The organism is Alcanivorax sp. P2S70, from assembly GCF_000475295.1.
Taxonomy (GTDB): Bacteria; Pseudomonadota; Gammaproteobacteria; order Pseudomonadales; family Alcanivoracaceae; genus Alcanivorax; species Alcanivorax profundi.
On the sequence record NZ_AXBZ01000032.1, the window covers coordinates 20,185 to 36,576 of the forward strand.

15 protein-coding genes are annotated in these 16,392 nt (G+C 60.0%); 5 read left to right on the forward strand and 10 right to left on the reverse strand.

The annotated features are described in order from the left end of the window. Positions 1-82 precede the first annotated feature (82 nt). Together Q672_RS27020 and Q672_RS27025 are read left to right on the forward strand one after the other, a co-directional pair. Positions 83-1,426 carry a peptidylprolyl isomerase gene (locus Q672_RS27020; RefSeq protein ID WP_022985614.1) on the forward strand — a complete coding sequence of 448 codons (1,344 nt, stop codon included), beginning with the start codon at positions 83-85 and terminating at the stop codon, positions 1,424-1,426. Next, complete coding sequence (locus Q672_RS27025) at positions 1,426-2,052, forward strand: hypothetical protein (protein WP_022985615.1); 627 nt, start codon at positions 1,426-1,428, stop codon at positions 2,050-2,052. Before Q672_RS27020 ends, Q672_RS27025 begins: the two co-directional genes overlap by 1 nt. Here the strand turns inward: Q672_RS27025 and Q672_RS27030 are convergent. The 10 genes from Q672_RS27030 to Q672_RS27075 all read right to left on the reverse strand — a co-directional run bounded on the left by Q672_RS27030 (position 1,998) and on the right by Q672_RS27075 (position 12,736). After that, positions 1,998-2,987 carry a PA2778 family cysteine peptidase gene (locus Q672_RS27030; RefSeq protein WP_081703654.1) on the reverse strand — a complete coding sequence of 330 codons (990 nt, stop codon included), beginning with the start codon at positions 2,985-2,987 and terminating at the stop codon, positions 1,998-2,000. The genes Q672_RS27025 and Q672_RS27030 overlap by 55 nt on opposite strands. 12 nt (positions 2,988-2,999) lie before the next feature. Then, the gene (locus Q672_RS27035; RefSeq protein WP_022985617.1) at positions 3,000-3,389 is read right to left on the reverse strand and encodes a PA2779 family protein; all 390 of its coding nucleotides are present in this window, start codon (positions 3,387-3,389) and stop codon (positions 3,000-3,002) included. A 43-nt stretch (positions 3,390-3,432) separates the two neighbouring features. Then, positions 3,433-5,622 (reverse strand): selenide, water dikinase SelD, encoded by a 2,190-nt coding sequence (gene selD / locus Q672_RS27040; protein WP_022985618.1) that lies wholly within the window; start codon positions 5,620-5,622, stop codon positions 3,433-3,435. Next, positions 5,619-6,392, reverse strand: a complete 774-nt coding sequence (locus Q672_RS27045; protein WP_022985619.1) for a PhzF family phenazine biosynthesis protein — start codon at positions 6,390-6,392, stop codon at positions 5,619-5,621. The genes selD and Q672_RS27045 overlap by 4 nt, the downstream gene beginning before the upstream one ends. Before the next feature lie 35 nt (positions 6,393-6,427). After that, positions 6,428-7,912, reverse strand: coding sequence for a PhnE/PtxC family ABC transporter permease (locus tag Q672_RS27050; RefSeq protein ID WP_022985620.1), 1,485 nt, complete (start codon positions 7,910-7,912; stop codon positions 6,428-6,430). Next, a complete protein-coding gene (locus tag Q672_RS27055) occupies positions 7,909-8,556 on the reverse strand; it encodes an ATP-binding cassette domain-containing protein (RefSeq protein WP_022985621.1) in 648 nt (215 codons plus the stop codon). The genes Q672_RS27050 and Q672_RS27055 overlap by 4 nt, the downstream gene beginning before the upstream one ends. After that, on the reverse strand, positions 8,557-9,432 hold the full coding sequence (locus tag Q672_RS27060; RefSeq protein WP_022985622.1) for a putative selenate ABC transporter substrate-binding protein: 876 nt from the start codon (positions 9,430-9,432) through the stop codon (positions 8,557-8,559). Between the two features lie 156 nt (positions 9,433-9,588). Then, positions 9,589-10,728 (reverse strand): tRNA 2-selenouridine(34) synthase MnmH, encoded by a 1,140-nt coding sequence (gene mnmH, locus Q672_RS27065; protein ID WP_326929259.1) that lies wholly within the window; start codon positions 10,726-10,728, stop codon positions 9,589-9,591. A gap of 358 nt (positions 10,729-11,086) precedes the next feature. Further along, a complete protein-coding gene (locus tag Q672_RS27070; protein WP_022985624.1) occupies positions 11,087-11,956 on the reverse strand; it encodes a MaoC family dehydratase in 870 nt (289 codons plus the stop codon). Between the two features lie 144 nt (positions 11,957-12,100). Then, positions 12,101-12,736 (reverse strand): TetR family transcriptional regulator, encoded by a 636-nt coding sequence (locus tag Q672_RS27075; protein WP_022985625.1) that lies wholly within the window; start codon positions 12,734-12,736, stop codon positions 12,101-12,103. A 184-nt stretch (positions 12,737-12,920) separates the two neighbouring features. On the opposite strand from Q672_RS27075, the gene Q672_RS27080 reads away from it, so the two are divergent. The 3 genes from Q672_RS27080 to Q672_RS27090 all read left to right on the forward strand — a co-directional run bounded on the left by Q672_RS27080 (position 12,921) and on the right by Q672_RS27090 (position 16,343). After that, the gene (locus Q672_RS27080; protein ID WP_022985626.1) at positions 12,921-14,045 is read left to right on the forward strand and encodes a ferredoxin reductase; all 1,125 of its coding nucleotides are present in this window, start codon (positions 12,921-12,923) and stop codon (positions 14,043-14,045) included. A gap of 18 nt (positions 14,046-14,063) precedes the next feature. Continuing rightward, a complete protein-coding gene (locus Q672_RS27085; protein WP_022985627.1) occupies positions 14,064-15,206 on the forward strand; it encodes a fatty acid desaturase family protein in 1,143 nt (380 codons plus the stop codon). Between the two features lie 123 nt (positions 15,207-15,329). Further along, positions 15,330-16,343: an AraC family transcriptional regulator gene (locus tag Q672_RS27090; protein ID WP_022985628.1), complete on the forward strand. Its 1,014-nt coding sequence runs from the start codon at positions 15,330-15,332 to the stop codon at positions 16,341-16,343. Positions 16,344-16,392 lie beyond the last annotated feature (49 nt).

Here is a 16,392-nt window from a genome sequence, read left to right on the forward strand (position 1 = left end):
TTAATCGCCTGCGGCCCTCCTGCTTTCTGCGACACGTTGAAAGCAGGCAGGGCGCTTCCAAAACAATAACAAGGGTGGCGCCATGAAACGCTCGATTCCTATTCTGTTTGTGGTCTTTCTTGCTGCGGTATTACTGGGCCCGGTGGCCTGGCAGGCGTGGGGTCCGCTACCGGACTCTGTCGCGGCGAGAATCAACGGTGAGGATTTGCCGGCGGACACCCTGGCGGTGTTTGTGGCCGCCGCGCGCCGCGCCGATCCGACGACGACTCCCCAGGTTGTGCTCAAGGGACTGGTGGAAAACCGGTTGCTGGCGGGCATGGCGGAGCACGAGGATCATCACGGCCACCACGCTGCCCAGGTCGGCTCCGGCAATGTGGGCTATGACCGTGATACGGTGCGAGAGCAGCAACGCTTTCGGCTGTTGCGTTCGGCCTTTGCCGAGCCCTTGCGGGCCGCCGTGCAAACCCGTGGTGCCGACAATAGTCTGACGTATCTGACGCAGCCTCTGGAGCTGGACGCGACGGCGTTGGCCCCCATGCTGACCCTGGAACAAGCTCTCTATACCACGATGACAGAGGCCCAGCAGCAGGCGGCGAAGCAGTACGTGTTGGCCCGTTACCGGTTTGCGGAGTCACAGCCGGAACAGACCCTGAGCCTGTGGGATCTTTACCGCCGCCAGAATATTCAGCTCAAGGTGCAAATGCATAATCTGAATCTGGCCTTTGTTCGCGAAGCCATCAAACAACAGCTCACCATGGAGTTCGTGTTCTACTGGTTTGAACAGGAGTCCGGCCTGTCTCGACAGGCGGTGGCGGCAGTGGACCGTTGTCTTGATGATGCGTTGCATCGCGATGCCCTGCTGCATGAGATGGGGTTGATGCACGACATTCACGATGATAACCCCGCCCTGCGGGAGCAGGCGGGCAAGGTTACCCAGCAGCAGATTGCCGAGTATTACGCGGCCAACAAGGATGAATTTACCCGTGTCGAGCGGGTGCGGGCGCGTCATCTTAGGGTAGATTCCCAGCAGGCGGCGGATCGCATCGTGGCGGAGATTCGCGATGGCCTGTCATTTGAACAGGCGATAGCCCGCTACTCCCTGGCTGAGGATGCGACTGACGGCGGCCAGTTGGGGTGGATTGATCGCGAGAGCCGGGACGATCACTGGACCCGGGCGTTGGCATTTGTCCAACCGCAAGGACGGGTGTCTGCGCCTTTCCGTAGCCCCGCGGTCAGCGGTGCCCCCTACTGGGAAATTCTTCAGGTGGATGAAAAAGTCATGGGTTACCAGCCGCTGGACAGTGAATCGGTGCGTTACCGAGCCTCGTTGGCGATTGCCCGTGAACAGCTTGAAGCCCGGTTTCGTCAGCAGCTGGCGGATGCCAGTGCCGATGCGTCATTGCGCATCAATCAGGGTGTAATGTGATGAAACCCGGGCCGTTAGTCGCACTGGTTGTTGCGGGTCTGGGAATTACCCTGGCCGTGTGTGTGGCTTGGGCCCGGCTGCATCAGGACACCTCGGCAGCCGCAGTGGCAGAGCCCCCGGCCCCCCCGGCAACGGTGAGCCCGTCGATGGCCGAGAAGTTGCCTGCGGATGAGGCTGAGACGATGCCGACCTACATCGGGGATCGGGTTATCGACGGCCCGGCGTCAAATGCGTCTCAGGGGGGCGCCCCTGCGGTGGTGCCGGTGCCCTCTGCCAAGGCGGTGGCGGCATTGCGAGAGAGCATGGAAAACGGTGACCCCCGCACCCCGCCACTGGCGCGCAGCACCAACCTGCGTGAGATGCCGTCAGCCGAGGAGCTGGCGGACCCAGGGCTGTACCAGCAGTACGAAATGCGCCAGAAGCAGCAGGTGTATGCCTCTTTTGTGACGGCAGCCAATCGCAAGATTGGCGAGCTGGAAAGTCTGATTGAACAGGGGGAGGCATTTGGCATCGATCCGGAGCAGCTGGCCGAAGGCCAGCGCAAGCTGGACGGTCTGATGGCGCAACGCGATCAGTTGCTGGAACAACACCCGGAGCTGGTCGAGCCGGAGCCGGGGCAGGAGTAGCCCAGGGTGTTCGCGGTGTCGAGAATATTCTCGTCATCCGGAGCCAGGTTCATTGCCTTGCAGAGGCTGCGTCTGGCGGCAGTGCTATCTCCCTGTTGATGCTGGGCGAACGCCAGGTTGTTCCAGGCCGCGGCCATCTCTGGCGCCGCCTTTACGGCATGCTCGAAGGCCTCCAGAGCGGCAGGCTTGTCTCCGCCTTGCCACAGGGCATTGCCGTAACCGAACCATAGCTCGCCACTGTCGGGGAAGGCCTTCACGGCTTGGGGCCAGTAGTCCATGGCATTGGGGGTGGCCGAGATGGCCCGGAAGAGCGGCTGCGGTTCGGCACTGGACGGCAGTTCGCCGGGGGCGATGAGGGTGAATCCCCATTGCTCTGCCCGCGCCCAGGTGCGGATAAACCGGTTCCAGTGCGTGGTTTTGCTTTGTGTGGTGCCGCTATGCATCACCACCGTCTTGCCCTCATCGTGATACCCGGTGACCACGGCATAGTGCCATTTCGGCCAGCTGGGCAGGGCCAGATTCTGCATCACCAGCACCGGGCGGCCTGCCTGTAATTCCTGATACAGATGTTTGGCATCGTTGACCGGATAGGCCAGCAGGCCCCGGCTGCGAGCCGCCGCCATCAGCTCGATTCCCAGACTGCCCTTGCGCTCAGGTAGCCAGACTTCGTCCACCAGCGCATCGGCGCTGACCGGTTTCCCGGCCCATTGCAACATCATGGCCAGCGCGGCCGGACCACATTGGTAGGCCTCTTGCGGGACAAAGGGCACCACGACCTGTTCGTGCTGGGCGACCTGAGCACTTTGCGGTGGCGGAACACTCTGACAGGCGCTCAAGAGCGCGATCAGAATGAGCAGGAGGGTTGTCGCGGCAGCGCGGTTACGGGGCTGTGACGCACACGCCAGCGGGGGCGCTGGCGTGTGGGAACGAAACATCAACGTCATCGATCAGCTGACGGGATCAATCACCGGGAAGACATCGGTGGCACCCAGCAGATCCAGAATCACCAGAATCAGGATGATGGCAAGCACGATGCCCAGCACGCCCTGGCCTGCGGGCAGCTCTTCAGATTTCTGTGCCAGTTGCTGCAGCTCCTGATGAGAAAGACGATCCAGACGCTCGCTGACCTGTTCCTTGGTGACACCATTTTTTTCCAGTGCCTGCGCGGCGGCCTGATGATCCATCAACTGCATGACTTGCGCTTTCATGGTGGCGCGATCCTGTTGCTGGATGACGGTATCGTTACCGACCATAGCCGCATGGGCGGCCGGGACGACCATCAGTTGCATGAACAGGAAAATGGATGACGCAACGAGTCCTGTCAGTCGCTTGGACATGGTGGGGTTCTCCTTCTCAGCTCAAGTTGGAATTACTGTGACGCTATTGAAGAAAAATATCTGCATCCCCATGCCGGTTTTTTACAAGGACTTTACCGATTACTGCGCTTTTTACACCGTTTTGCGCCAGTTGTTGCTGGGCATGCTCTGACATAGCGGCAGGTAAACAGAACACCAGACCTCCACTGGTTTGCGGATCGCACAAGGCTGTTTTCAGGGCCTCGCTGACGCGCTCGTGCGCCTGGCAATGCATCAGTATCTGCCGGTTGGTGTCGCTCAGCGTACTGGCGATGCCTTCCTGAATCAGTGTCAGGGTGCCGGGCAACAACGGGATCTTGTCGGTATCCAGCGTCATGCTGACATCGCTTTGCTGGCAGATTTCATGCAGATGGCCCAGCAAGCCAAAACCGGTGATATCCGTGCAGGCATGGACCGGCAGTGACCCCATGGCGTCACAAGCGGAACCATTGCTGAGCAACAGGCTGTCGAGGGTGGCCGCGAGCCAGGGGCTGCGCAGGGCGTTGCCGTGCATCATGGCAGCCAGTTGGACGCCACTGCCCAGCGGTTTGGTCAGAATGATCACATCGTCGGGCTGGGCGCCGCGTTTGTGCCACAGGACATCGGCCGGTGCGCTGCCATTGACGGTAAACCCCGCGGCCATTTGTGGCCCTTCTGTGGTGTGTCCGCCGACCAGGGTGCAACCGGCACGGTTCAGCTCTCGTACGGCCCCCGCCATTAACCGTTGCAAGTCTCGGCCCTGCAGTTTGGGGTGATGCCAGTTCACGGTGATATTCGCCAGGGCGGAATGGGGCCGGGCGTTCATGGCATAGAGATCACTGAGGCTGTGTAGTGCGGCAATCCGGCCAAACCGATACGGTTCATCCACAAAGGCGGGGAAGTGGTCCAGGCTTTGCACCAGTCGCTGGCCGGCGGGCCAGTCGATCACGGCGGCATCGTCGGCGGTATCTACCCCGGCGTCGATGCCGGCATTGAGATGGGGTTGCAGGTCGGCGAGTGCGTCGCTTAACGCCTGGCTGCCCACCTTGGCTCCACAGCCCGCGCAGTGCAGTGGCATTGCTTGCGAAGAGGGGGCGCTCTGGGTGGCGGGCATGGTGGGCAAGTCGATACCGAACTTGTCCATGAAGCGGCGATCAATGCGATCTTTCCAGCGCCAGACGAATTTCCCCGACAGGGCGGGCAGTCCGGCTCGGGACGCTACCGCTTGCTTGTCTCCGGTCGACAGTAACGACAGAAAATGGCGTTGGGGCCGATAGGGTTTCAGCGGGGCTTCGGTTATGGCTGCGCGTAAATTATGGGCGAGCACCGCGGCCTGGCGTACCGCGTAGACCCCGGCCTTGGGCAGGGGGGAAGGGAACGCTGCACAATCGCCAGTGGCAAACACGCGCGGGTGGCTCAGGCTGCGCAACTGCGCGTCGACTTTTACAAAGCCCTGAGCGTCACAGGCAAGCGAACTGTTCGCCAGCACCGGGATGCCGCTCACCCCGGTGCACCACACGATGCCGTCTGCGGCCAGCGGCTGGTCGTTGGCCAGCAGTGTTTCTGCGTTCTCGGCCCGGGTCACCCGGGTGTGCTCCTGTAGCCGGATATTATAACGCTGCAAGTGCCGTCGCATGCGTGCTTGCACTGCGGCACCATAGCCCGGCAGCAGCGTGCCGCCGGTGAGCAGGCTGAAGGTCACGGGGCGTTGTTGCTGGCGGCAATACTCCGCCATGGCCAGCACCATTTCTGTGCCACCGGCACCGCCGCCGACCACGGCCAGATGGTGTTTCTCAGCGTGGTTGCGCCATTGCTGCCAACGCTGCCAGAAGGTGGCGACGGGTTTGACGGCGAGCACCTGGGGGTGGCTGTCGCCGACCGGAGACAGGTCCGGTGTGGCGCCCACGTCCAGGCTTAGCCAGTCATAACCCAGGGTGCTGCCGTCACTGAGCTGCACGGTGTGCTGATCGGCTGCCAGCGAGGTGACGCTGGCGTGGACAAAGCGGACGCCGGTGGCCAGACACAACCGGTACAGATCGACCTGGGTCTCGGCGGGGGCATAGTGCCCGGCAATCAGTCCGGGCAGCATGCCGGAATAGGCACTGGTCGGGTCGGATGACACCAGCGTGATACGCACGCCGGGTATCGGCTGCATGGCCAGCATGCGCAGGGCCAGACAGTGGCTATGGCCACCGCCGATGAGCAGCAAATCGGTGTGGGCGGGAGGAATATTCACAGCAGAATGTCGCCTTTCAGGTAACAGCGCGCTTCACCACTCAGCGATACCCTGTCGCCGGTCATCTCGCAGAACAGTTCGCCGCCACGAGCGGACAGCTGCCGGGCATGCAGTCGTTTTTTGCCGAGTTTGTCTGCCCACCAGGGCACCAGGGTGCAGTGGGCAGAGCCGGTAACCGGGTCTTCGGGCACTCCTTTTGCGGGAGCAAAAAAGCGGCTGACGAAATCACAATCCTCTCCGGGAGCGGTCAGCATCACGGCAAAGGTATCCAGTGCCGCGATGGCGGAAAAGTCCGGCTGGTATTCACGAACGCAAGCGGCACTGTCCACTTCAATGAGCAGATCACGGGCTTGCGCGGCGGCGCGAATCGGTACGCCCAGAGCGTGTTCGAGAGTGCTTGTTTCGGTGATGGGGGTTGCAGGCCGGGCAGGGAAGTCCAGCGTTAGCCGTTGGCCGCTGCGGGTGACATACAGTGGCCCGGAGGCAGAGTTGAAGCGCACCCGTTCCCCGGCAAACCCCAATGCATTAAAGACCACCCATGCGGCGGCCAGTGTGGCATGACCGCACAAATCCACTTCTACCCGGGGGGTAAACCAGCGTAGTGCATAGCCGGTGTCATCCGGCACCAGAAACGCGGTTTCCGACAGGTTGTTTTCCAGTGCGATGTTCTGCAGCAGGGCGTCGTCCAGCCAGCGCTCCAACGGCACCACTGCGGCAGGATTGCCCCGGAACAGGGACGAGGTAAAGGCATCAACCTGGTAGAGCTTCATATTTCCCTTTGCAGCCGTTGTTCACGATGGGCGACTTACACGCCGAGCCCGGGTTTGAGCCGCAGGCGTTTACGCAGTCCGCGCGACAGGGCATCGACACCGAGATTCAAGATGACCGTGGCCAGTATCAACAGAGCGGTACGGTCAAAACGAAATTCCGCCACGCTGGAATCAATATAGAAACCCAGGGTGTGGATGCCAAGGATCCCCAGTACTGCCGTTTCCCGCATGATCACTTCCCAACGGTATAACAGAAAGGCCAGCAGGTTGGGGCTGACCCGGGGAAGGACTTCCCAGGCATACCGACTGACTCCGCTGGGGGCATCCGCCCTTAGCACCAGTGTTTCGCTGAAGCGCCCGGTCAGGTGCGCGACGATGGCACCGGTATGCAGCGCCAGCGCCAGGATGCCCGGCAGCATGGACGGACCGAGCAAGATCAGAAAGAAGAAAGCCAGAAAAAACTCCGGCGTGGTGCGTAAGACCACCAGCAACCCATGGCCTGCATGGCGGCTTGCCCGGTTACCGAACAAGGGCGAAATCAGCGGGAACAGCACCAGTGACAGGAGTGCGGTGACCAGCAAGGCCGCCATGCCCAGCACAACGGTTTGCCACAGCCCGGGCCAGAGTTGCTGGTGCCAGAGGCTGATCAGCCATGACAGCAGCTCGCTAGTTCCCCCGCCATGGCGCAAGGGCGCCGGGACCAGATCTTCGGTGACAAAGCGAACCAGCGTGTCGAGCTGGCCATGGAAGAGCGGTGGCGCCCAGGCGATGGCGGCGATCAGGTAGAGAGGCACCAGAGCGGGTCGTAACCACCAGCGCAACGTAAAAATGAGGGCAAAGAACAGATACAGCAGGGCGGCACCCTGATCGTAGGTGCCTTCGCGAAAGGCGGTTTCCAGGTGAAAGCCAATGGTGGGCAGCCCGATGAAACCGAGGATGGCAGAGGCACGAATGGCGCACTCCAGGCGATAGCCGCCGTAGGCGCGAAACGCTCGCCAGACCAAAGGTAAACGGGCATAGAAAAACAGGCTGAGGGACGAGGTGTGTTGCGGCAGGGCACGGCCGGGTGCCGGATCAGCTTCCTCCAGAAATTCACCGAATACCTTGGCAAAAATGCCGGCATAGGGGATGGCGATGGCGAGCACACCGGTGATGGTGCTGAGCCCGGTCACCTGCAACAACAGCAGCCCCCAGAACAGCTCATGAATGGCCCTCAGGCAGGCCGCCACACTGCGCACCGCCTGGCGATGCCAGAGCATGGCCATGAGGAAACCCAACAGAGCGCCAAGGGCGGTACCTTGCCAGGCGAAGGACAGGGTATTGGCGAGGGCGCGCCAGAGAGCGTCGGTGGCCAAGAAATCCGGTGACAGAAAACCGCTGGCCATCCGTTGCAGTTCATGGCCGGGGGAGGAGCGGGTGATCTCCAGATCCGCGAGCAGAAACGCGAGCAGCCCGGCCACCGCCAGCCAGCCGCTGGTGCGGCGCCACTGGCTGGCGGTGGTATTCAGGGTCGGGGTCATTGGTAGAGTGCATCCAGATCCCCCAGCGACAGGCTGTCGCTGGGGGCATCCAGGGCGATCTCTCCGTGGCGAAGACCAATGATGCGCTGGCAGCAAGCCAGGGCCAGACTACGGTCGTGCAGGGCCACCACGGCGGTGGTGTGTTGTGCCAGGGTATGGCGGAGCAGCGTTAGCCCCTGGTGTTCATCCAGGCTGGAGACCGGCTCATCGGCAAGCAGTACTGGGCGCCGGGTATAGAGCGCACGGCCCAGAGCCACGCGTTGTGCCTGCCCACCAGAAAGTCGGTCGACGCTGGTGAACAGTTTGTCTTCCAACCCCAGCGTCTGCGCCAATTCGCCTACGGCGTGTTTTTCCGCTGCACTGGGCAGCAGCAGCGTGCGAAGGTTGTAGAGGGTGGAGTGGCGTGCCAAGGCACCCATGTAGATATTGTGGAAGACACTCAGCATGGGTACGAGCGAGCCGGCCTGGGGGCACCAGGCCACCTGGTGTTCCTGCTGCTGACGCAGGGCCTCAAGCAGCGTGGACTTGCCCGCCCCGGATGGGCCGAGCAGGGCGACTATTTCACCGGCGCCGATACTCAGGCTCAGTGACTCAAACACCGCCTGGCCGGGGTGGCCAAGCGATGCCTTGTCGAAGCTGAACACCTAGGGCGTGTCCAGCAGACCAATTTCCGCTGCGGTGTCTTCGATAGGGGCGTAATCGTCATTGCTGGCGGGGATGAATTTCTCCCGCGGGAAGGCATTCAACAATACAGGATCGTCGATGGCGAGCAGGACTTCGGTGACTTTCTGGCTGAAACCGTCACCAAATTTCTCGTCCAGATCCCCGCGTACGGTCCAGTGGTAATCGGGGTACACCGGGGTTTCCCAGATGACCTGCACTTTGCCGGTATCGATCTTGCCTTCGGCCAGCTCGCGCTCCCAGACCTTGTAGTTGACCGCGCCGGTGGCATAGGCGCCGCTTTGCACGAGCGCAATGGTGCGGCTGTGGTCGCCGGAGAAACCGACCTTGTCGAACAGGGCATCCGGTGCCTGGCCAAAGGTTTCACGCAGATAGAATTCCGGCATCAGACGGCCGGAGGTGCTGCCTTTGGAGCCGAAGGTGAAGGAGGGTTGGGCAACGAAGTCTTCGCCAAGGGTATCAACCGGGCTCAAGCCGGTACTGGTGTTGGCAATAAAGTAGCTTTTGAAAGCGGTGTCTTCCTGGCCCTGGGCAATGGCTTGTGAGCCCGGTACCAGACGGCGCGCCTGCACCCCCGACAGCCCGCCAAACCAGGCCATTTGCACTTGATCGTTGCGGAAGGCGGTGACCGCTGAGGCGTAGGATTTCACCGGTACGTATTTCACGGGTACGCCCAGTTGCTCTTCCAGATAGAGAGCAACCACGCCAAAACGTTTTTCCAGTTGGGATTCATCCTGATCCGGGATGGCGGTGAAAGTGAAGGTCCCCAGGTGAGGCTCGTTGTTGCAGGCAGACAGCAGCATGGCCATCAGCAGAGCGGCAAGCAGTTTGAAGCGCATTGTTGACTCCGTTCAATAGGGAGGCGTACCGGGCGGAACAGGGTGTGCGGGTGCCGTGGGCCCGGCCAGACACGACGGGGAAATTATAGGAATGCTGACGCCGGGTTGCCAGAGCCGGTTAACACTACCGGGATAGCTCCTCCACAGGCCCGGGAGTCAGTGCGATTGACTGGCATTGCGCTCATTGAGAAACGCCATGACCTCGTCACGGCTTCCCTCGAACACGATCTCGCCATGTCGTCGGGAAAGCATGTAGTCGTACATGGGGTCGTAGTAATCTGCCAGCAGGGTGTGAATCCATTCGCGATGCAGTTCGGTATCGCCGTTGATGGCCTGGACCGCAAGTGCTTCCTCCAGCACCTGACGCAACTGCTGGTGGCGCAGGCCGCCCAGGCGCCGGCGAATGCGGTCCATGGCGGCGAGCAATTCCTCACCCAGTTGCTGCAGCGCCTGTTGTTCACCAAAGTGCTGGCGATACTCCTGCAGTGGGCCGACCACATAGTCTTCCAGCGTGACCTGAACGCGAGACGCCAGCGTCTCATTGATCACGATGCGCGGCTGGCTCTTGATACGGTCCTGCAGACTGAAGGGTAAATGGCAGCGTCCGATCAGCTTGCTTTCATCTTCCAGCAGCACCGTGTGATGGTTGGCAGCGTGGGCTTTCAGCAGGTCAATGCTGAGGGTGTTTTCAAAATCAATCTGGCTGGGCTGCCCGCCGGGGCGACGCCCAAATGCGGACCCGCGGTGATGTGCGATGCCTTCCAGATCAATGGCGTTGGGCTGGGCTTCGATGACACGGGTTTTGGCGCAGCCGGTTCTGCCGCACAGGATTTCGAAATGTTGGGCAGCGATGCGGTTTTCCAGCTGGTTGAGCAGGAAGGTCCGCATGGCCTTGTAGCCACCCCGAATCAGTGGGGCATCGACCCCGGCCTCTTTTAGCCAGGCCTGCGTGGTCTGGCTGCGCAGGCCGCCCCGGAAGCAATAAAGATAGCCGTGGGGGTTGTCGCGCCACCATTGCTGCCACGCTTGCATGCGCTTGTCCCGCTCTTCACCGCTGACCAGTTGGTTGCCCAGATCAATGGCTGCCTGCTGCCCATGCTGCTTGTAGCAAATACCGATCTGATGCCGTTCATCATTGTTGATCAGCGCAAGATTGGTCGCGGCAGGGAAGGCGCCCTTGGAGAATTCCACAGGGGCTCGCACATCCAGTAGAGGAATGTCGTTGAGAAACAGGGATAGATAATCGTGGCTGTCATCGCGCATGGGCAGGAAGTTTACGGCAGCAGCACGCGACAAGCTACAAGCTACGAACTACGCACGACTGGACGGGAAAACCCAAGCTAGATCCCGGTTTTAGGAAGAACGGAAACGCTTTCCAGATCGTTGGGTTTGGCGCCAGTAAATCACCCGAGAACCCGGCAGGAACCTGGCGCAGTGGCGTAACGCGGGCAGTGCGGCCCCGAAGGGACGAGCGAAGCGAGTAACCATGCTGCATGGTGAGCCGAGCCCAAGCGAGGAAGAGATCCCGGAAGCACATCCAACGGCTCCCCTGAACCGCTTCACGCACCTCTCCACTAACCCTCAGGCATAAAAAAACGCGGGCAGGGTATCGGGGAATCCCCGCAGCCCTGCCCGCGTTCTGGCGTCTGGCGCTTTACTCTGCCGGACGGATCTGGCCGGCCAGATGGGGCTTGATGCCGTCTTTGGCCAACAGGCGGAAATCGCTTCCGCCCTTGGCCGGCTTGTTCTCAAACTTGACGCTGGCAGGAATAAACATGGGCAGCTTGAACTGCACATCGACCGTAAAAGCGGTCTCGGGGAGCTGGTTTTGCAGTTCGGCCAGGCAGCGGGCCTTGGACCACATGCCGTGGGCAATTTGACGCTTGAAACCGAACAGCTTGGCCGACAGCGGGTACAGGTGAATCGGGTTGCGGTCACCGGATACCGCGCCATAACGGCGACCGGTATCACCGGGGACTTTCCACTCCACGGTGTCCGTGGCGGGCGCGGGCTTGGGGGCCTCTTTCTTCTTGCTGCCACCGCCGCCGCCGGTGCGGAAGAAATTCACGGATTCGCTTTCCCAAACACGCTCACCACCGGTGCTGATGCTGGTGAAGATAGAGAACTCGTAACCCTTGTCGACCTTGTTCAGGTTGCCCAGATAGCACTTCACATTGAGTTGCTCTTTCTCACTGATCGGGCGGTACTGGGTAATGCTGTTGCGGACATGCACCAGCCCCATGGCCGGGAACGGGAACCCATCACTGAGAATCAGGGCCATGTGCAGCGGGAAGGCATGCATATGGGGGTAGGTAACGGGAAGCTTGCCGTCTGCTGCGAAGCCACACACCTTGCGGTAAGCCGCCAGGTGTTTTTCGTCCAGCGCCACATCGTTGAGTCGCAGGCCGATTTCCGGCAGGGCCGGGTTCTTGCCTGGCTTGACGGTGGCACGCAGCACTGCCTTGGCAAAGTTAACCACCATGGGGGGTGAATTACGCAGTTCGCGGAATTTTACCTCGCTCATTACTCGATCCTTTCCCTTTACCTGTTGTAAGCCGTGGCTTTGGTAGCTGGCTGATTCTCCGGGAAAGTATAGAGCAGCAAGGGCAAGCCGCTATTGGCCGCGCAGACGACGGCGCTGGCGACTCAAGCAGTCATCGGGCAGGGGTCAGGATTTCCACTGGCCCACGCCAAGGAAGATCAACCGCAATTGTTTTTCGGCGGTGCCAAGCACTTCCTGCTGGCCGAAGGTATCGCTTTCTTCCAGTTCCAGCATTTCCTGAGTCAGTGCAGTGACGTTGTTCACTACCAGGCCGGCCATCATTTGCAGGTCTTCAGCGCTGAGGTGGTTAAGGAAGGGAAAGCGAGCCATGTCCATGGCCAACTCGTTGGTGAACATGCGGATTTCACGGCGGATAGCATTGCGCATGGTGGGGGTGCCACCAAACAGCTCCTTGGCGACGAACAGAAAATGGGCGCGGTTCTCGCGCACATAATTGAAGTAGGTCTCCATGGAGCCGCGCAGCATGTTTTCGTTGGGCTGATTTTCCTGTCGGACCTGACGCATCATCTGCCGCAGAGTGCGGAAGGACTCGTCCAGCAGGGTCAGCCCCAGGGCGCTCATGTCGGTGAAATGGCGATAGAAGGCGGTGGGGACCACGCCGGCGCGTTTGGTCACTTCACGCAGGCTCAGGCTGGAAAAGGGCGCCTTTTTGACCACCAGATCCAGGGCAGCCTCCATCAAGGCCTCACGGGTCTGGCCCCGTTTAGGCTTGCGGGATCTGCTGCTGCTTTCCTTGGACATCGGATTGGCCTCCAAAAATACGCTGTAAATTCTCCTCGTTGTGGGACGGTGATGCAACTAATTCCACAAAAAGCTTTGTAAGCACATGAAAATGAAAGCCTTTATTTTTTTAGTGAACAAGTGTTGACTTTAATCGCTGTGCTGAGAATAATGCGTACATCTGTTCACTTTAAGGGTTTTTCCCATGAACGCAACTACACAGACTCCGCGACGTTTTCAGCAAGGCCTTCAGCGCCTGTTGCAGTCCCGTGTTGCCGGGGTGCTCAGCTACCCCCACGGCGTTGATCGCTACCTGGAAGTGCTCAACCCACTTTGGTCCACCACGGAAGTCCGTGCACGGGTGGAGAAGATTGAACACCTGACGGCCGACAGCGTGACCGTGACCTTGCAGCCCAATACCAACTGGCAGGGCTTTATTCCGGGCCAGTTCGTGCAGCTGACGGTCAGCATTGACGGCAAGCGCCACACCCGTTGTTACTCTCCGGCCAACTCCCTGCATCGCACCGATGGCCGCATTGAGCTGACCGCCAAGGCCCATGCCAACGGCTTCGTTTCACGTTACCTGCGCGAGCAGCTGCAGGAAGGCGAGGTCGTCACCCTGAGCCCGGCTGGGGGTGAGTTTGCCCTGCCGGAGCAGCGCCCCGAGCGGGTGCTGCTGATCAGTGGCGGCAGTGGTATTACGCCGGTGATGTCCATGTTGCGCACCTTGTGTGATGAGGGCTATGACGGCGAGATCACGTTTTTGCACTACGCCAATCGTGCCGAAGACATGATCTATGCAGACGAGCTGGCGGATATTGCCACCCGTCACAACAACGTGACCCTGCTGCGTGCTTTTGGCGAGGGCGAATCGGGTGGCGAGTTGTCGGGGTTGTTCTGTAGTGAACACTTGTGCAGCTCTGTTCCGGATTTTGCACAGGCAACCACTTTTTTGTGTGGTCCGCCGCCGATGATGGCGGCAGTGGAAAAGGTCTGGGAAGAGGAAGGCCTGAGCGACCGGTTGCACAAGGAGCAGTTCACCCTGGCAACGCCACAGCTGGACACCAGTGATGAAGCGGGGGGCGAAGTGCGTTTTGCCCGCAGTGAAACCCTGGTCGCCAATAACGGCAGCAACCTGCTTGAGCAGGCCGAGGCGGCAGGCCTGACCCCGGAATCCGGCTGCCGGATGGGGATCTGTTACAGCTGCACCTGCAAGAAAACCGCTGGCAAGGTACGCGATCTGCGCACCGGTGAGATCAGCAGCGGCGATGAAGAAGACATTCAACTTTGCGTCAGCGTGCCAGTGGGCACGGTGACCCTGGACATTTAAAGGAAAGGAGTCAGCATCATGAGCATTTACCACACTCTGACCCCGGAACAATTTGACGCCATCGGCCAGGAACTGGATGCCATCCGTAACCGTGAAATCGCGGACCTGGGCGAGAAGGACGAGAAATACATCCGTACCCTGATCAAGCGCCAGCGTCAGCTGGAAGTGGCCGGCCGCGGCCTGCTGATGGCGGGTTTCCTGCCGCCGGCATGGCTTGCCGGGGTAGCCTGTCTGTCGGCTTCCAAGATCCTGGATAACATGGAAATTGGCCACAACGTCATGCATGGCCAATACGACTGGATGGGTGACAAGAATATCAACTCGCGGAACTTTGACTGGGACAACACCTGTACCAATACCGCGTGGAAGCACACCCACAACTTTGAGCACCATACCTTCACCAACGTGCTCGACAAGGATCACGACATTGGTTACGGCATTCTGCGTATGTCAGACGATCAGGAGTGGGAGCCGCGCTTTGTCCTGAACCCGATCCTGGCGGTGATTCTGTCCACCTTCTTCCAGCACTTTGTGGCGGTACAGAGCCTCAAGCTCGAGGACTACCTGATCTACAAGACCAAGACGAAGGAAGAGTTGAAGGCAGAGTTCAAGCCGACCTGGAAGAAGATGCGCAAGCAGTTGTTCAAGGACTATCTGCTGTTCCCGGCGCTGGCCGGCCCGTTCTTCCCGTTCGTGTTTGCCGGAAACGTGACGGCGAACCTGGCGCGTAACCTGTGGTCTTCCCAGGTGATCTTCAATGGTCACTTCCCGGAGGAGGTCGAGCAGTTCCCGGAGTCGGTACTGGAAGACGAAAGCCGTGGTCACTGGTATGTGCGCCAGATGCTGGGCTCGGCCAACTTTGAGGGTGGCCGTCTCATGCACATCATGAGCGGTAACCTGAGCTTCCAGATCGAACACCACCTGTTCCCGGACATTCCTGCGCATCGCTATGCAAGAATTTCTCCTGAGGTAAAGGCGATCTGCGAGAAGTACGGCCTGCCCTACAACACCGGCTCGTTCATGAAGCAATCGGTCAGTGTGTGGAAGCGGATTTTCAAGATGTCCCTGCCGGGCAAGCGCGGTGGAAAGGGCAAGGGTTTAATGGCAAAAGTCATCCCTCTGAAGTCTGAATCCGGCTCAACTTCCCGTCAGGCCGCGTGACCCGCTAGTCGCAGCAAAGAGCACCCGGTAGAGGCCGGTTAGCTGGTTCCGGCCCTGCCATCCTTATGCTACTCTCAGTCGATCTGAGAGTAGCTTTTTTCATTTTGGGGACAAGGCAAACGCATGGCAGAAATGACAGATTCCGGTGTGCTGTTGCGCATGGCCTACAAGGCCATGGTAAATGCCGGTATTGATGCTGATGCCGTGTTGGCAGAGGTCGGTCTCGACAAATCCATCTTGCAGGTTCCTGACCTGCGTACCCCCCACGATGCCCAGGAATGGTTCTGGCAGGCTCTTGAGAAAGTGTCTGGCGATGAACACATCGGTTTGCACCTGGGCCAGCATATTCCTGTCTACAAGGGGCAGGTGCTGGAGTACCTGTTTCTGTCGAGCCCTACCTTTGGTGAGGGTCTGAAGCGGGCGCTGGATTACCAGCGACTGTTGTCTGATGCCGCGCAGGGCGAATTGTTTGAGGAGGGAGAGCGTGTCTTCCTCAAGCAGATGATCTGGAGCAAACGCCTGAGTCATCTGAACGAATGCATGATGATGGGCATCATCAAATTCTTCCGGTTTGTCACTGATGGCGCTTTCGAGCCGCTGGAGATCCATTTTGGTCATTCTCCCCATGCGGATCAGAAGGAATATGAACGCCAGTTTGAATGCCCGGTGAAATTCGACATGCCCAGTGTGGGCATGTATTTCGATGCGTCGGTCATGAGCCTGTCTTCTGCCCACCACGAGCCGGAATTGCTGCACCTGCATGAGCAGCTGGCCAGCGAGCAGGTGGCACGGCTGGAAAAGCAGGATCTGGTGGCGCAGGTGAATCGCCTGATCGGGGAGCTGCTGGAATCCGGGCACGCCAACCTGGAAGAAGTGGCCGAACGTTTGGGTATCAAGGCGCGGCAGTTGCGCACCCGGCTTGCCGATGCAGGTACCAATTTCAACCAGCTGGTGGCCGATTACCGTTGTCGGCTGGCCAAACGCTTGTTGGCCGGCACGGACGAATCCATTGACGAAATCGTTTATCTGACCGGCTTTTCCGAACCGTCGACCTTTTATCGTGCCTTCAAGCGCTGGGTTGGGATGACCCCGATCGAGTACCGCAAGCTGAAAGCCGAAGAGGATGCCATGGGTTAGCCTGCCGGCGAATGACGGTAAGCTTACCAAAGGCGCCGTTGGCGCCTTT

What these genes read in the sequence shown, in the direction of transcription:
- Q672_RS27045 (WP_022985619.1), bottom strand. Translation starts at nt 6,392, where the DNA reads ATGAAGCTCTACCAGGTTGATGCCTTTACCTCGTCCCTGTTCCGGGGC.
- Q672_RS27050 (WP_022985620.1), bottom strand. Translation starts at nt 7,912, where the DNA reads ATGACCCCGACCCTGAATACCACCGCCAGCCAGTGGCGCCGCACCAGC.
- Q672_RS27035 (WP_022985617.1), bottom strand. Translation starts at nt 3,389, where the DNA reads ATGTCCAAGCGACTGACAGGACTCGTTGCGTCATCCATTTTCCTGTTC.
- Q672_RS27030 (WP_081703654.1), bottom strand. Translation starts at nt 2,987, where the DNA reads ATGTTTCGTTCCCACACGCCAGCGCCCCCGCTGGCGTGTGCGTCACAG.
- Q672_RS27090 (WP_022985628.1), top strand. Translation starts at nt 15,330, where the DNA reads ATGGCAGAAATGACAGATTCCGGTGTGCTGTTGCGCATGGCCTACAAG.
- Q672_RS27020 (WP_022985614.1), top strand. Translation starts at nt 83, where the DNA reads ATGAAACGCTCGATTCCTATTCTGTTTGTGGTCTTTCTTGCTGCGGTA.
- Q672_RS27085 (WP_022985627.1), top strand. Translation starts at nt 14,064, where the DNA reads ATGAGCATTTACCACACTCTGACCCCGGAACAATTTGACGCCATCGGC.
- Q672_RS27075 (WP_022985625.1), bottom strand. Translation starts at nt 12,736, where the DNA reads ATGTCCAAGGAAAGCAGCAGCAGATCCCGCAAGCCTAAACGGGGCCAG.
- Q672_RS27070 (WP_022985624.1), bottom strand. Translation starts at nt 11,956, where the DNA reads ATGAGCGAGGTAAAATTCCGCGAACTGCGTAATTCACCCCCCATGGTG.
- Q672_RS27080 (WP_022985626.1), top strand. Translation starts at nt 12,921, where the DNA reads ATGAACGCAACTACACAGACTCCGCGACGTTTTCAGCAAGGCCTTCAG.
- Q672_RS27025 (WP_022985615.1), top strand. Translation starts at nt 1,426, where the DNA reads ATGAAACCCGGGCCGTTAGTCGCACTGGTTGTTGCGGGTCTGGGAATT.
- Q672_RS27060 (WP_022985622.1), bottom strand. Translation starts at nt 9,432, where the DNA reads ATGCGCTTCAAACTGCTTGCCGCTCTGCTGATGGCCATGCTGCTGTCT.